Source organism: Bacteroides sp. 3_1_23 (genome assembly GCF_000162555.1).
GTDB lineage: Bacteria > Bacteroidota > Bacteroidia > Bacteroidales > Bacteroidaceae > Bacteroides > Bacteroides ovatus.
On the sequence record NZ_GG774949.1, the window covers coordinates 104,695 to 125,089 of the forward strand.

Below are 20,395 nucleotides of genomic sequence, written 5' to 3' on the forward strand. Positions count from 1 at the left end.
CTTTAACAATAGCACGATATCTTTCGATATCTCTTGCTTTCAGGTAATCAAGTAAGCGACGACGCTTACCTACCAACATTGTTAACGCTCTTTCAGTACTATAATCTTTTCTGTTGAGCTTCATGTGCTCAGTCAGGTGAGAAATACGGTAGGAAAACAATGCCACTTGGGCCTCAGCTGAGCCGGTGTCAGTGTTAGACTTTCCGTACTTTCCGAAGATTTCTTGCTTTTTAGCAGCGTCTAAATACATAATTCTTAGAATTTTAATTGATAAATTATTCTTTTGAGCGTGCAAAGATAGGCATTATCTTTATATCACACAACGATTTACAAGAAAAAATTGCTATCATTGCGCATATTTCTAATCCTATTTTCGTACCTTTGCAGCCAAATAATAGGTATTATATGCAAAATATTCGAAACATTGCAATCATTGCCCATGTTGACCATGGGAAAACAACGCTGGTTGACAAGATGCTATTGGCCGGAAATTTATTCCGCAGCAACCAAAATAGTGGTGAACTTATCCTGGATAACAACGATTTGGAACGTGAACGTGGTATAACGATTCTCTCCAAAAATGTATCCATCAATTACAACGGTACAAAGATTAATATTATTGATACTCCGGGACACAGCGACTTCGGTGGTGAGGTAGAACGTGTATTGAATATGGCCGACGGTTGTATTCTGTTGGTAGACGCCTTTGAAGGTCCGATGCCCCAGACTCGTTTCGTACTGCAAAAGGCACTGGAAATCGGTTTGAAACCTATCGTGGTAGTTAATAAGGTAGATAAACCTAACTGCCGTCCGGAAGAAGTTTACGAAATGGTTTTCGATTTGATGTTCAGCCTGAATGCAACGGAGGACCAACTGGACTTCCCCGTAATCTACGGTTCCGCCAAGAACAACTGGATGAGCACCGACTGGAAGCAACAGACTGACAGTATTACTCCGCTACTGGATTGTATCATCGAAAATATTCCGGCACCCAAACAATTGGAAGGTACTCCCCAGATGTTGATTACTTCTCTGGATTATTCTTCTTATACCGGTCGTATCGCTGTAGGCCGCGTACATCGCGGTACATTAAAAGAAGGTATGAATATAACGCTTGCGAAACGTAACGGTGATATGCTCAAGAGCAAAATCAAAGAGCTCCATGTTTTCGAAGGTTTAGGCCGCGTGAAAACAAACGAAGTTTCTTCCGGTGACATCTGCGCACTGGTAGGTATCGACGGTTTCGAAATTGGAGATACTGTTTGTGATTTCGAGAACCCGGAAGCATTGCCGCCAATCGCAATCGACGAACCGACCATGAGTATGCTGTTTGCTATCAACGATTCTCCTTTCTTCGGTAAAGATGGCAAGTTTGTGACTTCACGTCATATCCACGACCGTCTGATGAAGGAGCTCGACAAGAATCTGGCTCTCCGCGTAAGAAAAAGTGAAGAAGACGGTAAATGGATTGTTTCCGGCCGTGGCGTACTCCACCTTTCTGTATTAATTGAAACAATGCGCCGAGAGGGATATGAATTGCAGGTAGGTCAGCCGCAGGTTATCTTCAGAGAAATCGACGGTGTGAAATGCGAGCCGATTGAAGAACTGACCATCAACGTACCGGAAGAATATTCCAGCAAAATTATAGATATGGTTACTCGCCGTAAAGGTGAAATGGTCAAGATGGAAAATACAGGTGAACGTATCAATCTTGAGTTCAATATGCCTTCACGCGGTATCATCGGTTTGCGTACCAATGTACTGACTGCCTCTGCCGGCGAAGCCATCATGGCACACCGCTTCAAAGAATATCAACCGCACAAAGGAGAAATCGAACGTCGTACGAACGGTTCTATGATTGCTATGGAAAGCGGAACAGCTTTTGCTTATGCCATCGACAAATTGCAGGATCGCGGTAAATTCTTTATCTTCCCGCAGGACGAAGTTTATGCAGGACAAGTAGTAGGCGAACACTCTCATGACAACGACCTGGTTATCAACGTAACCAAATCGAAGAAATTGACGAATATGCGTGCTTCCGGTTCGGATGATAAAGTACGCCTGATTCCACCTATCCAGTTCTCACTTGAAGAAGCACTGGAATATATTAAGGAAGATGAATATGTAGAAGTTACTCCTAAAGCAATGCGTATGCGTAAAGTGATTTTGGACGAAATCGAACGTAAACGTGCAAACAAGAACTAACCATTCTTTCATAATATTATAAAAGAGCCCCCCGGTTAAACGCAGTGTTCAACCGGGGGGCTCTTTTTCCCATAAGTATTACTAATACAACAGTAATCCTACCACACCCGCCAGACAAATCAACAGAATAGGATGAAGATTCCATTTCCATGTAACCAAAAAGGCGGCTGCGAAAATACCGATACTTTTATAGTCTATAAAATTCTCTCTATTCATCATAAGTAATGCAGCCGAAGCAATCAGCGCGACCGACATAGGAAGCAGTCCAGACATAGCCGCTTTAATATACTTATTATCCTTACACTTCGCAAAGAAATAAGAAATGAGCAACACCAAAATAAAAGAAGGCAAGCAAACGGCTACAGTGGCCAACACAGCTCCCCAAACACTTTGTGTTACCGCATAACCTACGTAAGTAGCACTATTTATGCCAATCGGTCCCGGAGTCATCTGCGAAATTGCGACCACATCCGTAAACTGTTGAGGAGTCAGCCAATGATGAAGATCCACTATTTCATGTTGAATCAGGGAAAGCATCGCATATCCACCCCCAAAACCGAACATACCTATTTTAAGATACACCCAAAGTAATTGCCAATATATCATACCTGTTTATTCGCTATTTTTTCTTTCAACCATAATGTATATACCAATCCCCCTATAATTCCGGCCACCACAATATAAATAGGTGATAAGCCGAACTGCCAGATCAACACGGTAGCTATGGCAGGAGCAATCAACTGAAAACACTTCAGTTTCAAAGCTCTAACAGCAGAAATGCAAGGAAACAGAATCAATGCTACCACGGCAGGACGTATTCCATTAAAGATACGAATCATCACTTCATTATCCTGAAACTGTGCAAAAAACATGGCTATCAGCATCATGATAACGAAAGAGGGAAGAATCGTAGCCAATGCACACACCAGGCTACCACCCACCTTATACAACTTATATCCTACAAAAATAGAAATATTCACTGCAAACACACCCGGAAGCGACTGCGTCAAAGCAAACATCTCCATAAATTCTTCTTTATTCATCCATTGCTTGTTAACAATCTCCCGTTCAATCAACGGAATCATGGCATAACCGCCACCAATAGTAAACATTCCAATCTTCGCAAATGTCACGAATAATTTTAAATACTCCAGTACCATCCTTTCTTTCTAATTTTCCGATATTTTGTGTTTATTTTTTAATGAGCCCTTTGGCTGCATCATATCCAATCTGATAACTGCGTCCTTTCACAGTTTTAAAGGAGATAGTCTGATCCGCATACTTTATGACACAGTCGCCTCCTGCATTAGAGCGTACAACAGCTTCTTTCAATTGATGATTCTCCCAGATCACATCCACCTCAAAATTTCCTTTTGCACAGATACCACTGATAGAACCGTCTTTCCATGCATCCGGCAAAGCCGGTAATAATTGAATAAAGCCCATGTGACTTTGGAGCAGCATTTCGATGATTCCCGCTGTCCCACCAAAGTTCCCATCAATTTGGAAAGGCGGATGCGTATCCCACAAATTATCCATGGTTCCGTTCTTCAATAAATTGCCGAATAAAGTATAAGCATGATTACCATCCTGCAAACGCGCCCACTGATTCAACTTCCAACCCATACTCCAACCGGTAGCACCATCACCACGATGCACCAATACCACTTTAGCAGCTTTCGCCAGTTCGGGAGTAGTGACCGGAGAAACAGTATGTCCCGGATGCAGGCCGAACAGATGATTCACATGACGATGTTCATCTTTCGGATCATCAATATCCACCGACCATTCCATCAACTGACCATAACGACCTATTTGATAGGGAACGAGATTGGCAAGCACATGCTCCCATTGCTTACGTTCTTTCTTATCTACACCCAACACTTTACTTGCTTCAATCGCATCCATCAGAATTTCACGCACTACGGCATGCACAAAAGTAGCTCCCTGATCGATAGGACCATGCTCGGGCGAAGTGGACGGAGCAGCCGTATAGGTTCCATCCGGCTTATGCCACAGGTAATCGACTACAAAATCCGCACTACTCTTAATTAGTTCATAGCCGGTTTCTTTCAGAAATTTCAAGTCTCTTGTATAGTCGTAATACTCCCATATATGAGTAGCCAGCCAGGGACCTGCCATCGGATTGAAGTTCCACGACATATCCTGACTTTCCAACGGAGTGGTAAAGCCGAAAATATTGCCGGAGATAGATGCCGTCCATCCTCTTGCTCCGAAATAAGCTTGTGCAGTCTTCTCCCCCGGTTTCACCAGTGTACGGATAAAGTCAATCAACGGAAGCACGCACTCATTCAAGTTGGTAGAACAAGCAGGCCAATAATTCATCTGGATATTGATGTTATTATGATAATCCACACGCCACGGTCCATCGACATTATTGTGCCAAATCCCCTGTAGATTAGCAGGCATATTGCCCGGACGGGAACTGGCAATCAGAAGATAACGTCCAAATTGATAATACAACTCTTCCAGATAATAATCCGGCTGTCCTTTCCGATAATTTTTCAGACGTTGGGAAGTAGGCAGATTCACTCCTTTCACCGCTGGGTTCAGATTCAGCCGAACCCGGTTGAACAGAGTAGCATAATCATTATAATGTTGATTGAATAAAGCTGTATATCCCTGCGCCACTGCATTATTCATCCACTGCTTTGTCGTTTCTTCGGGATTAACGCCTATATATGTTTTCGGATCTTTGAAATCCGGATCAAAGTTAATCTTATAGTCAGTGTCCGCTGTGATATAAAATACAACTTCGTCTGCATCCTTCACCGTCAACTTTCCATCTGCATTAGACAGTGTTCCTCCTTTTGTTTCTGCCTGGATGCGCACAACATACTTCATTCCATTATTATCCAAAGAAGCTGTGTAAACCAGTCCTTTATTTCCATCAGAAACCATGCTGCCGGTAGACAGGGGATTGGGCGCATAACTGAAAACCAGATTTTGTTTCCCCGATTGATCCGCGCTGAAACGTACCACCATTACATTGGCGGGGTAAGAGATAAAAAAATTGCGTTGATAAGCCACACGATCCTTTTTGAATTGTACGACTGCCATAGCCGAATCCAAAGAAAGAATGCGCTTATAATCGCTCATTCCTATCATATTCAGTCCGGTTTCTACATAAAACTCTCCCATTGTAGTAAAGCTACCGAAACGGAAAGGATTTTCTCCGTCAGCTTCATACGACACTTCACTATTGAAGTTCTGTCGCGTTAGCATTTCAGCCTTTTTCTGATCTCCCTCTGTAAATGCTTTGCGTATTTCATCTAAAAGATGGGCCGATTGTTTATTGACATTCCAATAATAGTCCGCACCTTTCGCTGTGTTCGGACCACCGCGCCAAAGCGTTTTTTCATTGAAAGTGATACGTTCGGCTTCCACCGATCCCATAATATTTGCGCCGAGGCTACCGTTACCAATAGGCAATGACTGTGACTCCCAACTGGCATCCAGATTATGTCCGCTTCCTGCTGTTACCGGTTTATTTTCATCTTTCCACAAATCCGGTCTTCCGCCATACCAGGCAGCATATCCCTGCAAAGTATTCGGAGTATCAAACCAGATGGAAAGTCCTTGAGTATAATCTGTTTCTCCCGCATAAAGCCCGGAGGTAAGGAATAGGGAACTAATAAGAAGGAAATAAAAATTCTTCATGGTCGTCGCGTCGTTATTTAAGATTAATAACCTATTTATAGTCTGTACAAAAGTAGTCAAAATATATATCTAATAAAAATAAAACAGAATCTCAACAACCTCTATAATGAGGTAAAATTACATCAAACCATCCGACAGTATTTTTTTCACGACCCAATACCCGACTCTGGCCTCTGAAATCCCTGACAACAACCGATGAGGACAGACAAACGCATCATCAATAATTTCTGCTTCCATATAATAAAAGCAACAGGAAGAATCCTTTTCAAAGGCTTTCGCATATTCCAAAATATGTGTCGATATCAAGAAATGACAATGAAAGAAGCTTTTCAGTAATTCATTGACGGCAACGGAGGCTTCAAACGCATCTTTAGCATTCGTCCCGCGAAACATCTCATCTAATACCACCAAACAGCGTTTTCCGGTCACAGCTTTTTGCATCACTTCTTTAATACGGAGTACTTCCGCCATAAAATGACTTCGTCCGTCCCGCAAAGAATCCGGCAGATTAATAGAGGTATAAATCCCCTCGTAAAGAGGACAAATCATTGATTTCACAGGAACAGGCAAACCGCAATGTGCCAACCAGACAGCCAAGGTCAATGCTTTTAAAGTTGTTGACTTTCCCGCCATATTAGAGCCTGTAAAAATGCATATATTTCCCCGGGACATCTGCCAACTGTTTGGCTGCGCATCTTTCACAAAAGGATGAACGACTCCCTCCACCGAGAAGTCCATTGTCGGTACCATTATCGGCATACAACAGAAGTTCTTCTCTTTTGCCACCCGGTGAGCTGTACGGCAGACATCAAGTAGATATATAACAGACAGAAGTTCCTTCAAAGATAACAACCGAGTACACCGGAACAGATAATCGAATTTGTCTATGACAAAGTTAGATAGTCGTTTTTCCTCATCAGAGGTCTGCTCCAATACTTCCTCCAATTCACTTCCATGGAGAATATTATCAATCATAGCAGCAGATTCTTTCATGAGTTGCGGGGCGCCCTGTGGTAGTTCTGTCGCCCATTCCTTCAGACAATGCAAGAGATGAACCACTAATTTCACCCCTCTGCAGATCACATAACGGGTCGAATCATATCGCACCAGACGGTCGATAACAGTAGCACATGAAAGTAAAATATGAGCTTCCCGTATCTGGTCACGATAAGCCAGGTAATACTCAATAAAATCCAGCTCTTCTTCATTCAAAAGAAGTTCGGGCAAAGCATCCCAGACAATAGCCTCCTGTCTTTTACGGATTTCCCCCAAATCACTTAGCGGATACATAATCCAGTTCAACATCAGCGCTTTTCCTTCTTTTGTCTCTGTTTTGGAAAACAAAGAGAAAAGAAATTGCTCATTATTAGCAGTCTCTGTAATGCTTAGATCCGCATAGGTCTGTTTGTCAGTAGCTAGATATACCATAACCGCCTTTAAAGGTTAGTACTCCTGTTTTGGCAAATATAGGGAAAAGTTTTAAACAAACAGCATTTATTCTCATAGAAAGGCACAGGCATAAACAAAAAAGGCGGTTCGAAATCGAACCGCCTTCCATATTATATCTGATTCTCCAATTAGAGTTTCGGACCAGCAGCAACCAAAGCCTTACCAGCTTCGTTACCAGTAAATTTAGCGAAGTTCTTGATGAAACGTCCAGCCAAATCTTTAGCTTTTTCTTCCCATTGGCAAGCACATTCGTAAGTGTCGCGTGGGTCAAGGATCTTCGGATCAACACCCGGAAGTTCTGTAGGAACAACAAAGTCGAAGAAAGGAATAACCTTAGTAGGAGCTTTGTCAATAGAACCATCAAGGATAGCATCGATGATACCACGAGTATCTTTGATAGAGATACGTTTGCCGGAACCATTCCATCCAGTGTTAACCAAGTATGCTTTAGCACCAGTCATCTCCATCTTCTTAACCAGTTCTTCTGCATATTTAGTCGGATGCAATGACAAGAAAGCAGCACCGAAGCAAGCAGAGAATGTCGGAGTCGGTTCAGTGATACCACGTTCTGTACCAGCCAATTTAGCTGTAAATCCGGACAAGAAGTAGTATTGAGCCTGTTCCGGGTTCAGGATAGATACTGGAGGCAATACACCGAATGCATCAGCAGACAAGAAGATAACTTGTTTTGCGTGAGGACCTTTAGAAACCGGTTTAACGATGTTTTCGATGTGATAGATAGGATAAGAAACACGAGTGTTTTCAGTCACGCTCTTGTCAGTGAAATCAATCTTACCGTTAGCGTCAACAGTTACGTTTTCAAGTAAAGCGTCACGTTTGATAGCATTGTAGATATCCGGTTCACTTTCTTTATCCAGGTTGATAACCTTAGCGTAGCAACCACCTTCGTAGTTGAATACGCCTTCGTTATCCCATCCGTGTTCGTCGTCACCGATCAATTTACGTTTCGGGTCAGTAGACAAAGTAGTCTTACCTGTACCAGACAATCCGAAGAAGATAGCAGAGCTAGTTCCTTCCATATCAGTGTTAGCAGAACAGTGCATAGAAGCGATACCACGAAGCGGGTTCATGTAGTTCATGATAGAGAACATACCTTTCTTCATTTCACCACCGTACCAAGTATTCAGAATTACTTGTTCTTTAGTCTTCAGGTTGAATACTGTAGCAGTTTCAGAGTTCAAGCCCAGTTCTTTGTAGTTGTCAACTTTTGCTTTAGAAGCGTTGAAACATACGAAATCAGGTTCTCCGTAGTTAGCAAGTTCTTCAGCAGTCGGGCGGATGAACATGTTAGTTACGAAGTGAGCCTGCCAAGCTACTTCCATGATGAAACGTACTTTCATACGAGTAGCTTCGTTAGCACCACAGAAAGTATCAACAACGAACAAACGTTTGCCGGAAAGTTGTTTTACAGCTTTAGCTTTCAAGTCAGCCCAAGCTTCTTCAGTACATGGTTTGTTGTCGTTTTTGTAATCTTCAGAAGTCCACCATACAGAATCAGCAGAAGCTTCATTCTTAACGAAGAATTTATCTTTAGGAGAACGACCGGTATAGATACCTGTCATCACGTTCACAGCGCCTAATTCAGTTACTTGACCTTTTTCAAAGCCTTCCAGACTCGGTTTTGTTTCTTCAGCGAACAAAACATCATAAGACGGATTGTGCAAAATCTCGGTCACACCTGTGATGCCGTACTTGCTTAAATCTAAATTTGCCATTTTCTTTGAATTAATTAAAATTGGTATTTTGTTTTCTATCTCTTTTCACCTTAACATGGGGAGCTTTGGATAGCCCCTTGTAAATCCGGCTACAAAAGTAATACTTTCTTTGGAAAGGAAGAAGGTATTAGAGAAATTTTTCCCTAATTGAAACTCTTTTATAAATTCCTAACAATATCTGCAAACTGAATATTGCAATTTGAAAGATTATCGTTTACTTTGCAAGTCAGTATGCTAGCAATGCTGTGAAAATGAGATTAAAATCTGATTAAAATATAATATGAAAGTAATTGATTTTGGCCAAACTAATTCGATTCTAAACCAGTACATATCCGAAATTAGAAATGTAGAAGTTCAGAACGACCGCCTGCGTTTCCGCCGTAACATAGAACGGATCGGAGAAATCATGGCTTATGAAATGAGTAAAGAGTTTAAATACTCGGTAAAGAACATCCAGACACCACTGGGAATCGCTCCGGTCAGTACGCCGGACAACAATTTAGTAATCAGTACGATCCTGCGTGCTGGTCTGCCTTTCCATCAAGGTTTCCTTAGTTATTTTGACGGAGCGGAAAATGCGTTTGTTTCCGCTTACCGCAAATATAAAGATACGCTAAAATTCGATATACACATAGAATATATCGCTTCTCCCCGCATTGATGACAAAACGCTGATTATCACCGACCCTATGTTAGCAACAGGAGGCAGTATGGAACTAAGTTACCAGGCAATGTTGACGAAAGGTCATCCCGCTGAAATTCACGTTGCTTCCATTATTGCCAGCCAAAAGGCCATTGACCATATAAAGAATGTATTTCCTGAAGACAAGACAACCATTTGGTGCGCTGCCATTGATCCGGAAATCAATGAACATTCTTATATTGTTCCGGGATTGGGTGACGCAGGCGACCTTGCCTATGGTGAAAAAGAATAAACGCTTAAAGATTCTTCCGATATTGCTGCGGTGAAACCCCAACCTGTTTCTTAAAGAACGTACCGAAATAAGAGGCATTGGGGAAGCCGAAGGCATTTGAAATCTCCTGAATATCCTTCTGCGTATTTTTAAGTAACGAAATACTCTTACGAATGATCGCTTTGAATACAAGTTCCTGCACGGTATATCCGCAAATACTCTTAGAAACGGCAGAAAGATATTTAGGAGACAAACACAATTTATCCGCATAAAACTCAACGCCGCGTTCCTGCATATAATATTTTTCGATCAACTGGATCAAATGAATAAAGACTTCGTTTTTGCGTCCTCCCACTTCCCGCCCGTCATTAACGAGTTTGCGGTTATAAATGGAACAAATCCTGTACGTCAATGCAAGTAGAAGTAATTTCTGCTCATAAAGTTTAAATGAATTCTCCTCCGACTGCAACACATTGTCCAATAAAGACATATACTTTACTATTTCTTCTTCCTCACCAGTAGACCAGACACAAGAAGGTTCTTCGGGAGTAAGGCGGGAATACATATACATGGAAACAACCAGATTCCCCATAATATCCCGGATAGGTTCTATCTGATAGATCAAAATCTGCACCTCCATGTCTTCCGATTCTTGCAAAACCTGAAACTCGCCATCTTCGGGAATAAACAAACTTTCGCCCGCTTCAGCGAAATGCTTTTTCTGATTAAGCGAAAACTGGAAATTACCCTGGCGGCAAATAACCAGCCCCAGTCCTTTCATTTGGAAAGGTTTCTTCAGTGAGGGTGGAAAATTTACAAATATCCCTTCGGAGCTACATATATTTTTCCCACTTAACAAATCGCGATCAAACTGCAATAAACGATCTTGTCCGCTATCCATCATACTAATATATTAACAGATCATTATCAAAAACGACGCTAAGTTAGCAATTTTCGTTTAGGATAAGGAACAACGAGCACAAATATCATACAAATTAACCCACCATAAATTGTCCATCCCGCCATCTCTTTGAGTGCAGAGAGCGTGGCCTGCACCTGAATACGCCCTTTGGTAGATATAGCAGCCATGTTACGGGCTTCCGTCTCACTCTTTCCCTGATATTTCATACCTTGTACCGTACCAAGGAAGGAAGTGGAAGCATCCGGATTAAGCAGGTCCACATTTTGCGCATAACGGGTTATATAGTGTTGTTGGCGCTCCTGCAAAACATTTGTATAAATTGCTCCGCCAATACTCGGTCCCACAACCATACGCACAGTAAGCATAATACAGATCCAGGTGGAAAGATATTTAAAAGGCATACGTTGATTGGCATAAGCAGCCGTCAGCGCATACAGAATCATCATGCCTGTGGCACGGATGATAACTGCATATTTCAGACGCTCGTAAACTCCTGCTGTCTGTACCTCGAAATACATGAAAACAGCTGATAAAGACAGGAAGAAGAATCCCATCGCAAACAGATACTTAAAATGTAACCCTTTACCTCCCAACACCATAGCAATCACGGCGCCAATAGCATAACCTACCATACACCAACTACCTAATGAAGCATTTTGCAGATTATCGAGATGCATCCCCACTCCTGCAAACACATTGACAAACATAGCACTGGAGTTTATCACCATCAATAATAAGTAAAGTAATGCTCCCATACGTATAGTACGCAGTTTGAACGCATCCAGCAAAACATAAGGCGACCGGCGCGTTACGTCCATATATAGAAAAATTCCCGCAAAAAGAATACTTACAGCTGTCGCCCAACGGATAGATTCGTCATCATACCAGTCGAGCACTTTTCCATAAACCAGCACATACGTGAGACAAGTCAGCGAGATGCAAAATGCAGTGACATTGCCGAACTTACGGAAATTAATAGGAAACCTTCCGGGAAACTTATAATTCGGCATGGTAATAAACAAGAGCAAAATAGAGATCAGGAGAATCCCCATCATAAAGTAATACACATATTTCCACTCATATTCAAAGGACAGCCAAGCCGTCAATGCTGTGCCCGACTGTCCCAGAATCATAAAAAACAGATAAACAGCCGGCTGACTCACACATCTTTCAATGTCCAATTTATTCCAACCGGCAGTATCTTTCGGCTCCAACCCCGGAGTAATATTGCGGGTAGCTTCCATTCCACCCGCATACCAAATGAGTGTGAACAGATTGACCATCATCAGTACCATACGCAAGAAACCCGTCAGAAGACTACAAAGCGCCAACAGAAAAACGCTGTCTGTCTTTGCACAGATATAACTGAATATATACATGAACGCAAACCCGACAATACACATCATCTTCTCCCGCCGCACACACACCAACTGATATAGGAAAGGAGCAAAGGCTGCCATACCAATAGAAGTAACAAAGTTGGCAAACTGGATATGCTCGGATATAATGCCAAGCCCGCTCATCATTTCGGTGCTATTCACCGAATAAACCCCGCCTACCGTAAGAATCGGCAGAAAGAAAAATAACAGAATGATAATACCCAACGGCTTGGGCATCCAACTATAGAAAGGATAATTTTTAGGATAAGAGGGCATCGGACTAATTAAAAATATAAATTAAAAATTATAAGGCACTGTATATAGACAGAAGAGGCGGAGGGATTAGAGTCTGGCTTTCACTACTACCATCATGCCTGCTGCTAATCGTTCGTTATCTTCTTTCGATAAATCGGTGAAATCGATTCGTACGGGAATACGTTGCTGAATCTTCACAAAATTACCTGCCGAATTATCCGTCGGCACTAATGAATATTTAGACCCGGTAGCTCCTGATATAGAGGTGACTTTGCCTTTAAACTCTTTATCGCTAATGGCATCTACTGTGACAAATACTTCCTGTCCGATATGCAGGTTCTCGATTTGTGTCTCCTTATAATTGGCAACGATCCATTTCTGGGTATCGGGAAGAATATAGGTGATGGTCTGCCCTGCCGAAATAAACTGTCCTTCCTCTAATGAGCGACGACCGAGCTTTCCGTCACAAGGAGCTATTACAACCGTATAGGAAAGATTCAACCGAGCCATTTCAAGCGCAGCTGTTGCTCTTTGAATAGCCGCTTCGGTATTCATGCGACGGTAAGACACTTCATCTACACCGGAAAGAGCTGCTTTTTTCTGCCTTTTCGTAGCTTCCAGTTTCTTACGCGTAGCGTCATAATCAGTGACGATCTGCTCTAGTTGGATAGGAGTAGCCGCATTTCGTTTCACGAGGTTCTCATACCGTTTCCGGTCTTTTTCCAGTTTCGTCAACCGTACTTCAATCTCGGCAATAGACGCATCATAAACAGATGCTGTTGTCTGCGTGGTATTGAGTGTTGCATTGATGACTGTCGCACCGGCTTGCGCATCCTTCAAGGCAGCTTCAGCTTCCATTACGCGGATTTTATATTCACGATCATCCAGTATCAGCAAAGTATCTCCTTTATGTACCTCCTGATGTTCTGTAAAGTAGATTTTGTCAATGTAACCTGAGGCACGCAGATTGATAGGAGACACATATTGTTCTATTTGTGCATCGTTACTAGTCTCCGTCTGGCTATAACTCAAAAAAAGGCAGATCACTTCAATCACTCCCCAAACAATAATAGCCACTCCGAGAAGACTGATAGCAATCTGCCAGCGACGAAGTTTCTTCATTTTTTTTGCTTTCTCCTGATGAGTAGCGGAAGGAATGTTATTTTCCATTGTTTCCATATTTATGATTGTTATTTGACTAATGATTCTATTTGTCCGGTCAGTTTAAGCAACATCAGGTTAGTCACCCGATAGTTATAATGTGCGCTGATATAGTTGTTTTGAGCTTCGCTCATCTGCATTTCATCTTGCAGCACTTCCGTCATAGAAGCAATGCCTTCCCGGTAACGGTCGGAAGTGACTGCGTACACATCTTCGGCAAGCAAGTAGTTATCCTTCTGTTTCTTAAAGTTACGCTGATTGTTCATCAGGTCGTTCACAGCATTCAGATATTGAGTTTGCAGATTCTTCCGGGCATCTTCCCATGCCAGTCTTTTGTTCTTTATATCGATCATCGCCTTCTTTATTTTATAGGTTTTATCCAGTCCGTCGAAAATCGGAATACGCAAGGTTAGCCCCACTCCATAGGAACGAAACCATTGATTGGACGGACCGGAGTGAAACCAATGATAACCTTTATCCGTATATGCAGCATATCGCCAGCTGCCTGTCAGACTAAGAGAAGGGATATATCCATTAGCAATGATCTTCTTTTGCCGTTCCGCCAGTTGCACTTGCGATTGTGAGAGTTGAAGTTCATAGATATTTTCCGACAAGCCGGTCAGGGCTACCGTAGTAATGCTATCGGTATTTACCGGTGTCAACGCGATTTCCTTTTCAGCCGGATAATCCATAATGTATTTCAGCATATTCAATTGCTGTTTCATCATTGCTTGTGCATTGTCATATTGCACCTTCAGATTTTCCAAATTGATATTGACTCTTTTCAGATCGACTTCCATAGACATTCCGTTATCGAAGAAAGCCTGTGTAATATCTCTCAATTCTTCCAGACGGGTGATATTTGCTTTTATCAGCATGATTTGTTCGGCCGTGACCTGTCCGAGATAATACATCTTACTGATTTGAAGAATAACATCTTCCCTGGCTTTTCCATAAGACAGACGACTGATTTCTTCCATCACTTTAGCTATGGACATAGAAGTATAAAGAGTCTGATTGAAAAGCGGCATCTGCATTTCCAGTCCTGCATTAGCAGAATGTTGCAGCGTCTGCGTTATATTATAAGGAACACCGTAAGATGATCCGTCTGTGACGGACACCGGAGGATCAAAATTGTTACTATAACCGGCTATCGCATTTATTTGCGGCAACAGCTTCGAACGGTTTTCAGATACGCCATACTTACTTCTTTGTATTTCTTTACGTTTTCCTTCTAGCGACAAGTTATTGTCAATACCAATGCGGAGGCAATCCTCTAATGTCAGAATCTCTACCTCCTGTGTTTTTCCGTTTAACACGAACAAGAAAAAAAAGGAAAAAATGAATAGTAGTCTTTTCATAATATATGCTCTATTATTGGCTACAAATTTAGCAGCTTATAGCATAATGAGACTATCCACAAACTATTTGTTTATATTCATATTTTCCTTTTTCAATGGGTAAATGAATGGACAGTCACTCTCATAGATAAAAACAAGAATCCTCTTTCAACCTATCACCTATATTATCAAACCCTTTATTCATCGTATTTTCAGAATGGTGATAGGTTACTGTTGTAGTTTCAAGGTAGGGAACCTTCCTCCACCCCAAAGCATAATAGCATAAACCCATCGGACGAAGAAAAGTCAGGCATTTGATAGACAAATCTCCACCCTTAGTCGATTTTATTTTTATCTGCTCCAGTATCTACTTAGCTTTGAGATATTAAAACTAATAAAAGCAGTAAGAGAAATGAGAAAAAACATGAAATTGATAGGATTGGCAGTCAGCTTAACATGCTGTGCAGGTTTTATAGATGCACAAGAAGCCAATGAGCTGCAAGAAAGGCAGCAACAAGAAAAGCATCTTCCACGCGAAGTTCTGAATCCAGAGAAGGTAGCAACCCAGATGACTGAGCAAATGAATAAGTTGCTCCAACTGACAGATAAACAATATAAGAAAATATATAAGCTGAACCTGAAAGAGCAAAAAGCATTTTTCAAGGCTATGCAAAATTCGGATGACTATCGCCCACCAATGGGAGAAGGTCCCGGTATGCAGGGAGGACGTCCGCCAATGGGTGGAGGACAACCGCCAATGATGGGAGAAGATGGTTTCCCGGGCAGAATGGGAGGTGGTCCGATGATGAGCAGAGATACCAATTCTGCCGACTCACAAAAGAAAGCCGCAGAAACCAAAGAAAAGAAAATAAAAAAGATTCTGACAAAAGAACAGTATGAGAAATGGCAGGCCGAACAAAATTCCGCACGTAAAAAAGCTTCTCAAAGAAGAATGCACAAAGATAATCATCCTGACAAGGGTCCGGACTTTGAACAAAAAAATCTCTAAAACATCACACTTAATATGTTTCTATGAACAGCGTTTGTTTTTCATAATTTTTTAGTGAATGTAAAGTAGCGGCTCTCTTCGTGAGGAAGAGAGCCGCCCTTATTTGATATGAGTTTGAAAAGTCCCTAAAAAGAAAATCACCTTTGCTGCAACATATCGTGCAGTAAAGGTGATTTTTATAAGATCAAGGCTTTTGAACGACCTCTATTACATTTCGCTTAAGACTTCTTCGCAATCTTGTTTCGCTGCGTCCACGCAAGAACCATAACTCCGATCAGCAACAAAGCCAGTGCTGCATAAGCAATACTTTCTGTAACCTGTATGCTTTGTGGATCAAACCACATTTCGATGGTATGTTCCCCTGCCGGTACATTTATCGCACGCAAGATATAGTCTGCACGGGCAATATCCACCGGCTGGCCATCAATAGTCACCTGCCATCCCGGATAATATATTTCAGAGAAAACAACAACTCCGTCTTTAGGAGTGGAGGCCTTATAAACCAAACGATTTGGCTCGTAACTGGTTAACTGGATGGTAGATAGTGAATCTTTATATCCTTCTGTCACATCTTTCAGCTGTTCTTTAAACTTCACATCCACTACGGCTGTTTCCGTTGGAAGAATATCGTTCAAAGCATCTATTTCTTCATTTGCATTATTTACATACTGCACCTTATCTACGAACCATGCATTACCGTATGCATAAGGATTCATGACAGGAACAGCCTGTCCTTGCTCACCGGCAGGGAAAATGAAGTATTTTGTATTCAGCATATTCAGTACACGGAATTTGGAAGCGTCTACACTGTCCATCTGTCCGCCGGCAGTAGCCACCGCCTGATAGGTTTCCTGCATTTCGGGCATGATATGATGATCTATCATTTCCTGATAGCGACGGAGCTTCGCTGCATGATAGCCACCGACACTTTTATGCCAGTATGCTGTATTGTTTTCATTAAACGTATTACCGGGGAAGCCTATAAAGTTCAACACACGATAATTTAAAGTAGTATCCTGAAGGATCATCTCATCCGCCTGTGTTTTAACAAACGCTTCCGTCTGCTTGGATTTCGGCACAAACTGTTCGTCATTCAAATAGCGTTTATTGACGCTCCACATATCTACCAAACACAAAAGCGCAATGCCAGCCAGTGTGAAAGAAGCTTTCAACTTCCGCTGTTGATATAAGAATAAAAACAGGCAACCAATCACGATAATAAAGAAACTGCGCCATGCATCTGAAGCAACAATAGCTTTACGCATTTCGGTCAGATTGGCTACAATCGGCGCAAGATGTTGAGCACGAGATTCGGCAGGAAGCACCTGCTCCAAAGTAGCTATTTCTTGTGCTGTAACAAAGCTGGAGGAGGAGACTCCCGGAGCAACCGCCAGAATCAACGCAACACCGGCAGTCAATACCAGAGTAGCAATCACGCCTCCGCGATTCTCTTTCAATTTCAACGTATCCGGCTTGTTCAAAATCTCTTTCAAGGCAAAAATCGCTAGCAAAGGAATGGTAAATTCAGCAATCACCAGAATGGAAGAAACAGCGCGGAACTTGTTGTACATCGGAACGTAATCGATAAAGAAGTCCGTCAATCCCATGAAATTCTTTCCCCATGAAAGCAGAATCGAAAAGATAGTAGCTCCCAGCAATGCCCATTTGAGAGGACCTTTCACAATGAAACAACCTAATACGAACAGGAACATCACAAATGCCCCCACATATACCGGACCGGCTGTCCATGGCTGTTCACCGAAGTATTGTCGTGGAAACTGTGAATAAATACCGCTATACATTGGATTGGCCTTTGCCATAGCAACTTCGCTTTGCGACATCGTAGATCCTGATCCTCCCCCCTTTACATTCGGAACCAGCAACGTCAACGTTTCACCGATACCATAACTCCAGTTGGTTATATAATCACGATCCAATCCGCTACTAGTCTGACTGGCAGCAGCTCCCTCCTGCTTCAATTCACTCTTGCCGCGCATCGTCTCCTTACTATATTCATACGTATGATACAGATTGGAAATATTGATGCAGACTCCTACCACGGCAGCCAGTGCTAAAACCCCGCTAGCCTTGAAGAAATGAGGCAATTCTTTCTTTTTGTAAGCATCTTCAAAGTAAGCTCCTACAAAAAACAGAATCACAAACATGAAATAATAGCTCATCTGAATGTGATTCGACTGAATCTGAAGGGCGATGAACAGGGCCGTAACGATTCCGCCCAACAGGTATTTCTTCCGGTAAGCCAGAACGACACCTGCAATCGTAGGTGGTATATAAGCCAATGTCACAAACTTCCAAATATGCCCTGACGGTATCAGAATGAAGAAATAGGAAGAGAATGCCCATATCACTCCGCCTAATCCTGCCAGCCAGGCCGATATTCCAAACGCCCGCAAGAGGATATAGAATCCCAGCATCATGATAAAAGTCAGCACTACATAATCCGGGAGAAAGAGGCGATAAACCTTCTCCACCCCTTTCAGGGACGTTGTCGAGTCGTAACTCGGAGACATCTGATAAGTAGGCATACCTCCAAAAATCGAGTTTGTCCAGCGCGTACGTTCTCCGGTACGCTCGAGATACTCTTTCGATTCTTGTCCTGCACCGACTCCGGCAGCCGTGTCATGCTGAAACAAGATACGACCTTCGATATCAGCCGGAAAAAAATAGGCGAAAGAAAGAATGATAAAAGCCAGAATGGCTATTAAGTCAGGAAGAAACTTTTTCATTTACGATGACACGATTTACTATTTACGATTGAAGTTTGAATATAAAAATAAATACGACCGGACAATCTAACATTTACAATTGATAACAGTGGAATATCGATCTCCCTTATTTATCAATCGTAAATGGTAAATCGTCTAATCGTAAATCAAATTAGTATCTATAATGATCTGCTTTATAAGGTCCGTCCACCGATACACCAATATAAGCGGCCTGTTCGGGAGTCAGCTTAGTCAGTTTCACACCGATCTTTTCAAGATGCAGGCGAGCCACTTCCTCGTCCAGATGCTTCGGCAAGCGATATACATTGATATCATATTTCTTGTTGAACAGTTCTATCTGCGCCAATGTCTGATTGGTAAATGAATTACTCATCACGAATGACGGGTGTCCTGTTGCACATCCCAGATTTACCAGACGACCGTCGGCCAACAAGATAATGCTATGTCCATCCGGGAAATAATAACGGTCTACTTGTGGTTTGATGTTCACACATTTGATGCCCGGATAATGTTTCAAAGCATCTACCTGAATTTCATTATCGAAATGGCCGATGTTGCAAACGATAGCCTGGTCTTTCATTTTCTCCATGTGGTCGATACGGATAATATCGATATTACCTGTCGTAGTCACGAAGATGTTACCTTCCAGACAAGCCTCTTCCATCGTCACTACTTCGAAACCTTCCATTGCAGCCTGCAGTGCACAGATCGGGTCTACCTCCGTCACGAGCACCCGCGCTCCATAAGAACGCATGGAGTGAGAACAGCCTTTACCCACATCACCATAACCGCATACCACTACTACTTTTCCGGCAATCATCACATCTGTTGCACGCTTGATTCCGTCGGCCAACGATTCGCGGCAACCGTACAGATTATCAAACTTAGATTTCGTTACCGAGTCGTTTACATTGAATGCCGGGAACAGCAATTTGCCTTCTTCCTGCATCTGATACAAACGGTGTACGCCTGTCGTAGTCTCTTCAGATACGCCACGCACTTCTTCCGCTACGCGATGCCAGCGAGTACTGTCTTCTGCCAACACTTTCTTCAAGATAGCATTCAGTTCTATTTCATCCTCCGCGTGTACTTCCTTATCCAATACGGCAGCATTATTTTCAGCATCATAACCCACGTGGATCATCATTGTCGCGTCACCGCCATCATCTACAATCACATTCGGTCCCTTGCCGCCGTCAAAGCTCAATGCCTGCAACGTGCACCACCAATAATCGGCAAGAGTCTCGCCCTTCCATGCAAATACCGGTACACCGGCAGCAGCTATCGCAGCAGCAGCATGATCCTGCGTTGAATATATATTACAAGAGCACCAACGTACTTCAGCTCCTAAAGCCACTAATGTTTCAATCAGCACAGCCGTTTGAATGGTCATGTGCAACGACCCCATAATGCGGGCACCTTTTAACGGTTTGGATTCTCCATACTTTTCGCGAAGAGCCATCAGGCCGGGCATTTCTTTTTCTGCCAAATCGATTTCCTTGCGTCCGAAATCAGCAAGTGTAATATCTGCCACCTTATAGGGCAGAGTAGAGAATAATTCTGTAGACATATTGTAAATCATTTATATATAATGGATG

Annotated in this window: 15 protein-coding genes; 3 read left to right on the top strand and 12 right to left on the bottom strand. The window is 42.4% G+C overall.

The features are described 5' to 3' along the window. A partial coding sequence (gene rpsO, locus HMPREF9010_RS23375) for a 30S ribosomal protein S15 (protein ID WP_008646369.1) occupies nt 1–250 on the bottom strand: 250 nt, incomplete at its 3' end. 155 nt (nt 251–405) lie between these two features. Here rpsO and typA point away from each other — a divergent pair. Beyond that, on the top strand, nt 406–2,205 hold the full coding sequence (typA, locus tag HMPREF9010_RS23370) for a translational GTPase TypA (RefSeq protein ID WP_004302390.1): 1,800 nt from the start codon (nt 406–408) through the stop codon (nt 2,203–2,205). Nucleotides 2,206–2,286: 81 nt separating this feature from the next. Here typA and HMPREF9010_RS23365 read toward each other — a convergent pair whose 3' ends face one another. The 5 genes from HMPREF9010_RS23365 to pckA form a co-directional block, all read right to left on the bottom strand. Beyond that, nucleotides 2,287–2,811: a chromate transporter gene (locus tag HMPREF9010_RS23365; RefSeq protein WP_004296410.1), complete on the bottom strand. Its 525-nt coding sequence runs from the start codon at nt 2,809–2,811 to the stop codon at nt 2,287–2,289. Continuing rightward, on the bottom strand, nt 2,808–3,365 hold the full coding sequence (locus HMPREF9010_RS23360; RefSeq protein WP_004310700.1) for a chromate transporter: 558 nt from the start codon (nt 3,363–3,365) through the stop codon (nt 2,808–2,810). Before HMPREF9010_RS23360 ends, HMPREF9010_RS23365 begins: the two co-directional genes overlap by 4 nt. A gap of 31 nt (nt 3,366–3,396) precedes the next feature. Next, nucleotides 3,397–5,886 carry a glycosyl hydrolase family 95 catalytic domain-containing protein gene (locus tag HMPREF9010_RS23355; RefSeq protein ID WP_008646370.1) on the bottom strand — a complete coding sequence of 830 codons (2,490 nt, stop codon included), beginning with the start codon at nt 5,884–5,886 and terminating at the stop codon, nt 3,397–3,399. A gap of 117 nt (nt 5,887–6,003) precedes the next feature. Then, nucleotides 6,004–7,314, bottom strand: coding sequence for a MutS-related protein (locus tag HMPREF9010_RS23350; RefSeq protein ID WP_008776968.1), 1,311 nt, complete (start codon nt 7,312–7,314; stop codon nt 6,004–6,006). A 149-nt stretch (nt 7,315–7,463) separates the two neighbouring features. Further along, nucleotides 7,464–9,071: a phosphoenolpyruvate carboxykinase (ATP) gene (gene pckA / locus HMPREF9010_RS23345; RefSeq protein WP_004323800.1), complete on the bottom strand. Its 1,608-nt coding sequence runs from the start codon at nt 9,069–9,071 to the stop codon at nt 7,464–7,466. A gap of 280 nt (nt 9,072–9,351) precedes the next feature. Here pckA and upp point away from each other — a divergent pair, with 280 nt between their 5' ends. Further along, entirely contained in the window at nt 9,352–10,005 is a 654-nt protein-coding gene (upp, locus tag HMPREF9010_RS23340; RefSeq protein WP_004310703.1) for a uracil phosphoribosyltransferase, read from the top strand. Between the two features lie 4 nt (nt 10,006–10,009). On the opposite strand, the gene HMPREF9010_RS23335 is transcribed toward upp, so the two are convergent. The 4 genes from HMPREF9010_RS23335 to HMPREF9010_RS23320 all read right to left on the bottom strand — a co-directional run bounded on the left by HMPREF9010_RS23335 (nt 10,010) and on the right by HMPREF9010_RS23320 (nt 15,062). After that, nucleotides 10,010–10,885, bottom strand: a complete 876-nt coding sequence (locus tag HMPREF9010_RS23335; RefSeq protein WP_032844236.1) for a helix-turn-helix domain-containing protein — start codon at nt 10,883–10,885, stop codon at nt 10,010–10,012. Between the two features lie 38 nt (nt 10,886–10,923). Further along, nucleotides 10,924–12,561 carry a hypothetical protein gene (locus HMPREF9010_RS23330; RefSeq protein WP_032852398.1) on the bottom strand — a complete coding sequence of 546 codons (1,638 nt, stop codon included), beginning with the start codon at nt 12,559–12,561 and terminating at the stop codon, nt 10,924–10,926. Between the two features lie 66 nt (nt 12,562–12,627). Further along, nucleotides 12,628–13,719 carry an HlyD family secretion protein gene (locus tag HMPREF9010_RS23325; protein WP_008646374.1) on the bottom strand — a complete coding sequence of 364 codons (1,092 nt, stop codon included), beginning with the start codon at nt 13,717–13,719 and terminating at the stop codon, nt 12,628–12,630. Between the two features lie 11 nt (nt 13,720–13,730). Further along, the gene (locus HMPREF9010_RS23320) at nt 13,731–15,062 is read right to left on the bottom strand and encodes a TolC family protein (RefSeq protein ID WP_008646375.1); all 1,332 of its coding nucleotides are present in this window, start codon (nt 15,060–15,062) and stop codon (nt 13,731–13,733) included. 391 nt (nt 15,063–15,453) lie between these two features. On the opposite strand from HMPREF9010_RS23320, the gene HMPREF9010_RS23315 reads away from it, so the two are divergent. Continuing rightward, a complete protein-coding gene (locus HMPREF9010_RS23315; RefSeq protein ID WP_008646377.1) occupies nt 15,454–16,050 on the top strand; it encodes a hypothetical protein in 597 nt (198 codons plus the stop codon). A gap of 218 nt (nt 16,051–16,268) precedes the next feature. Here the strand turns inward: HMPREF9010_RS23315 and HMPREF9010_RS23310 are convergent, their stop codons facing one another. Both HMPREF9010_RS23310 and ahcY read right to left on the bottom strand, forming a co-directional pair. Next, nucleotides 16,269–18,797, bottom strand: coding sequence for a YfhO family protein (locus HMPREF9010_RS23310; RefSeq protein WP_008646378.1), 2,529 nt, complete (start codon nt 18,795–18,797; stop codon nt 16,269–16,271). A gap of 151 nt (nt 18,798–18,948) precedes the next feature. Continuing rightward, nucleotides 18,949–20,367 (bottom strand): adenosylhomocysteinase, encoded by a 1,419-nt coding sequence (gene ahcY, locus HMPREF9010_RS23305; RefSeq protein WP_004302401.1) that lies wholly within the window; start codon nt 20,365–20,367, stop codon nt 18,949–18,951. Nucleotides 20,368–20,395 lie beyond the last annotated feature (28 nt).

What these genes read in the sequence shown, in the direction of transcription:
- typA (WP_004302390.1), top strand. Translation starts at nt 406, where the DNA reads ATGCAAAATATTCGAAACATTGCAATCATTGCCCATGTTGACCATGGG.
- HMPREF9010_RS23365 (WP_004296410.1), bottom strand. Translation starts at nt 2,811, where the DNA reads ATGATATATTGGCAATTACTTTGGGTGTATCTTAAAATAGGTATGTTC.
- HMPREF9010_RS23360 (WP_004310700.1), bottom strand. Translation starts at nt 3,365, where the DNA reads ATGGTACTGGAGTATTTAAAATTATTCGTGACATTTGCGAAGATTGGA.
- HMPREF9010_RS23355 (WP_008646370.1), bottom strand. Translation starts at nt 5,886, where the DNA reads ATGAAGAATTTTTATTTCCTTCTTATTAGTTCCCTATTCCTTACCTCC.
- HMPREF9010_RS23350 (WP_008776968.1), bottom strand. Translation starts at nt 7,314, where the DNA reads ATGGTATATCTAGCTACTGACAAACAGACCTATGCGGATCTAAGCATT.
- pckA (WP_004323800.1), bottom strand. Translation starts at nt 9,071, where the DNA reads ATGGCAAATTTAGATTTAAGCAAGTACGGCATCACAGGTGTGACCGAG.
- upp (WP_004310703.1), top strand. Translation starts at nt 9,352, where the DNA reads ATGAAAGTAATTGATTTTGGCCAAACTAATTCGATTCTAAACCAGTAC.
- HMPREF9010_RS23335 (WP_032844236.1), bottom strand. Translation starts at nt 10,885, where the DNA reads ATGGATAGCGGACAAGATCGTTTATTGCAGTTTGATCGCGATTTGTTA.
- HMPREF9010_RS23330 (WP_032852398.1), bottom strand. Translation starts at nt 12,561, where the DNA reads ATGCCCTCTTATCCTAAAAATTATCCTTTCTATAGTTGGATGCCCAAG.
- HMPREF9010_RS23325 (WP_008646374.1), bottom strand. Translation starts at nt 13,719, where the DNA reads ATGGAAACAATGGAAAATAACATTCCTTCCGCTACTCATCAGGAGAAA.
- HMPREF9010_RS23320 (WP_008646375.1), bottom strand. Translation starts at nt 15,062, where the DNA reads ATGAAAAGACTACTATTCATTTTTTCCTTTTTTTTCTTGTTCGTGTTA.
- HMPREF9010_RS23315 (WP_008646377.1), top strand. Translation starts at nt 15,454, where the DNA reads ATGAGAAAAAACATGAAATTGATAGGATTGGCAGTCAGCTTAACATGC.
- HMPREF9010_RS23310 (WP_008646378.1), bottom strand. Translation starts at nt 18,797, where the DNA reads ATGAAAAAGTTTCTTCCTGACTTAATAGCCATTCTGGCTTTTATCATT.
- ahcY (WP_004302401.1), bottom strand. Translation starts at nt 20,367, where the DNA reads ATGTCTACAGAATTATTCTCTACTCTGCCCTATAAGGTGGCAGATATT.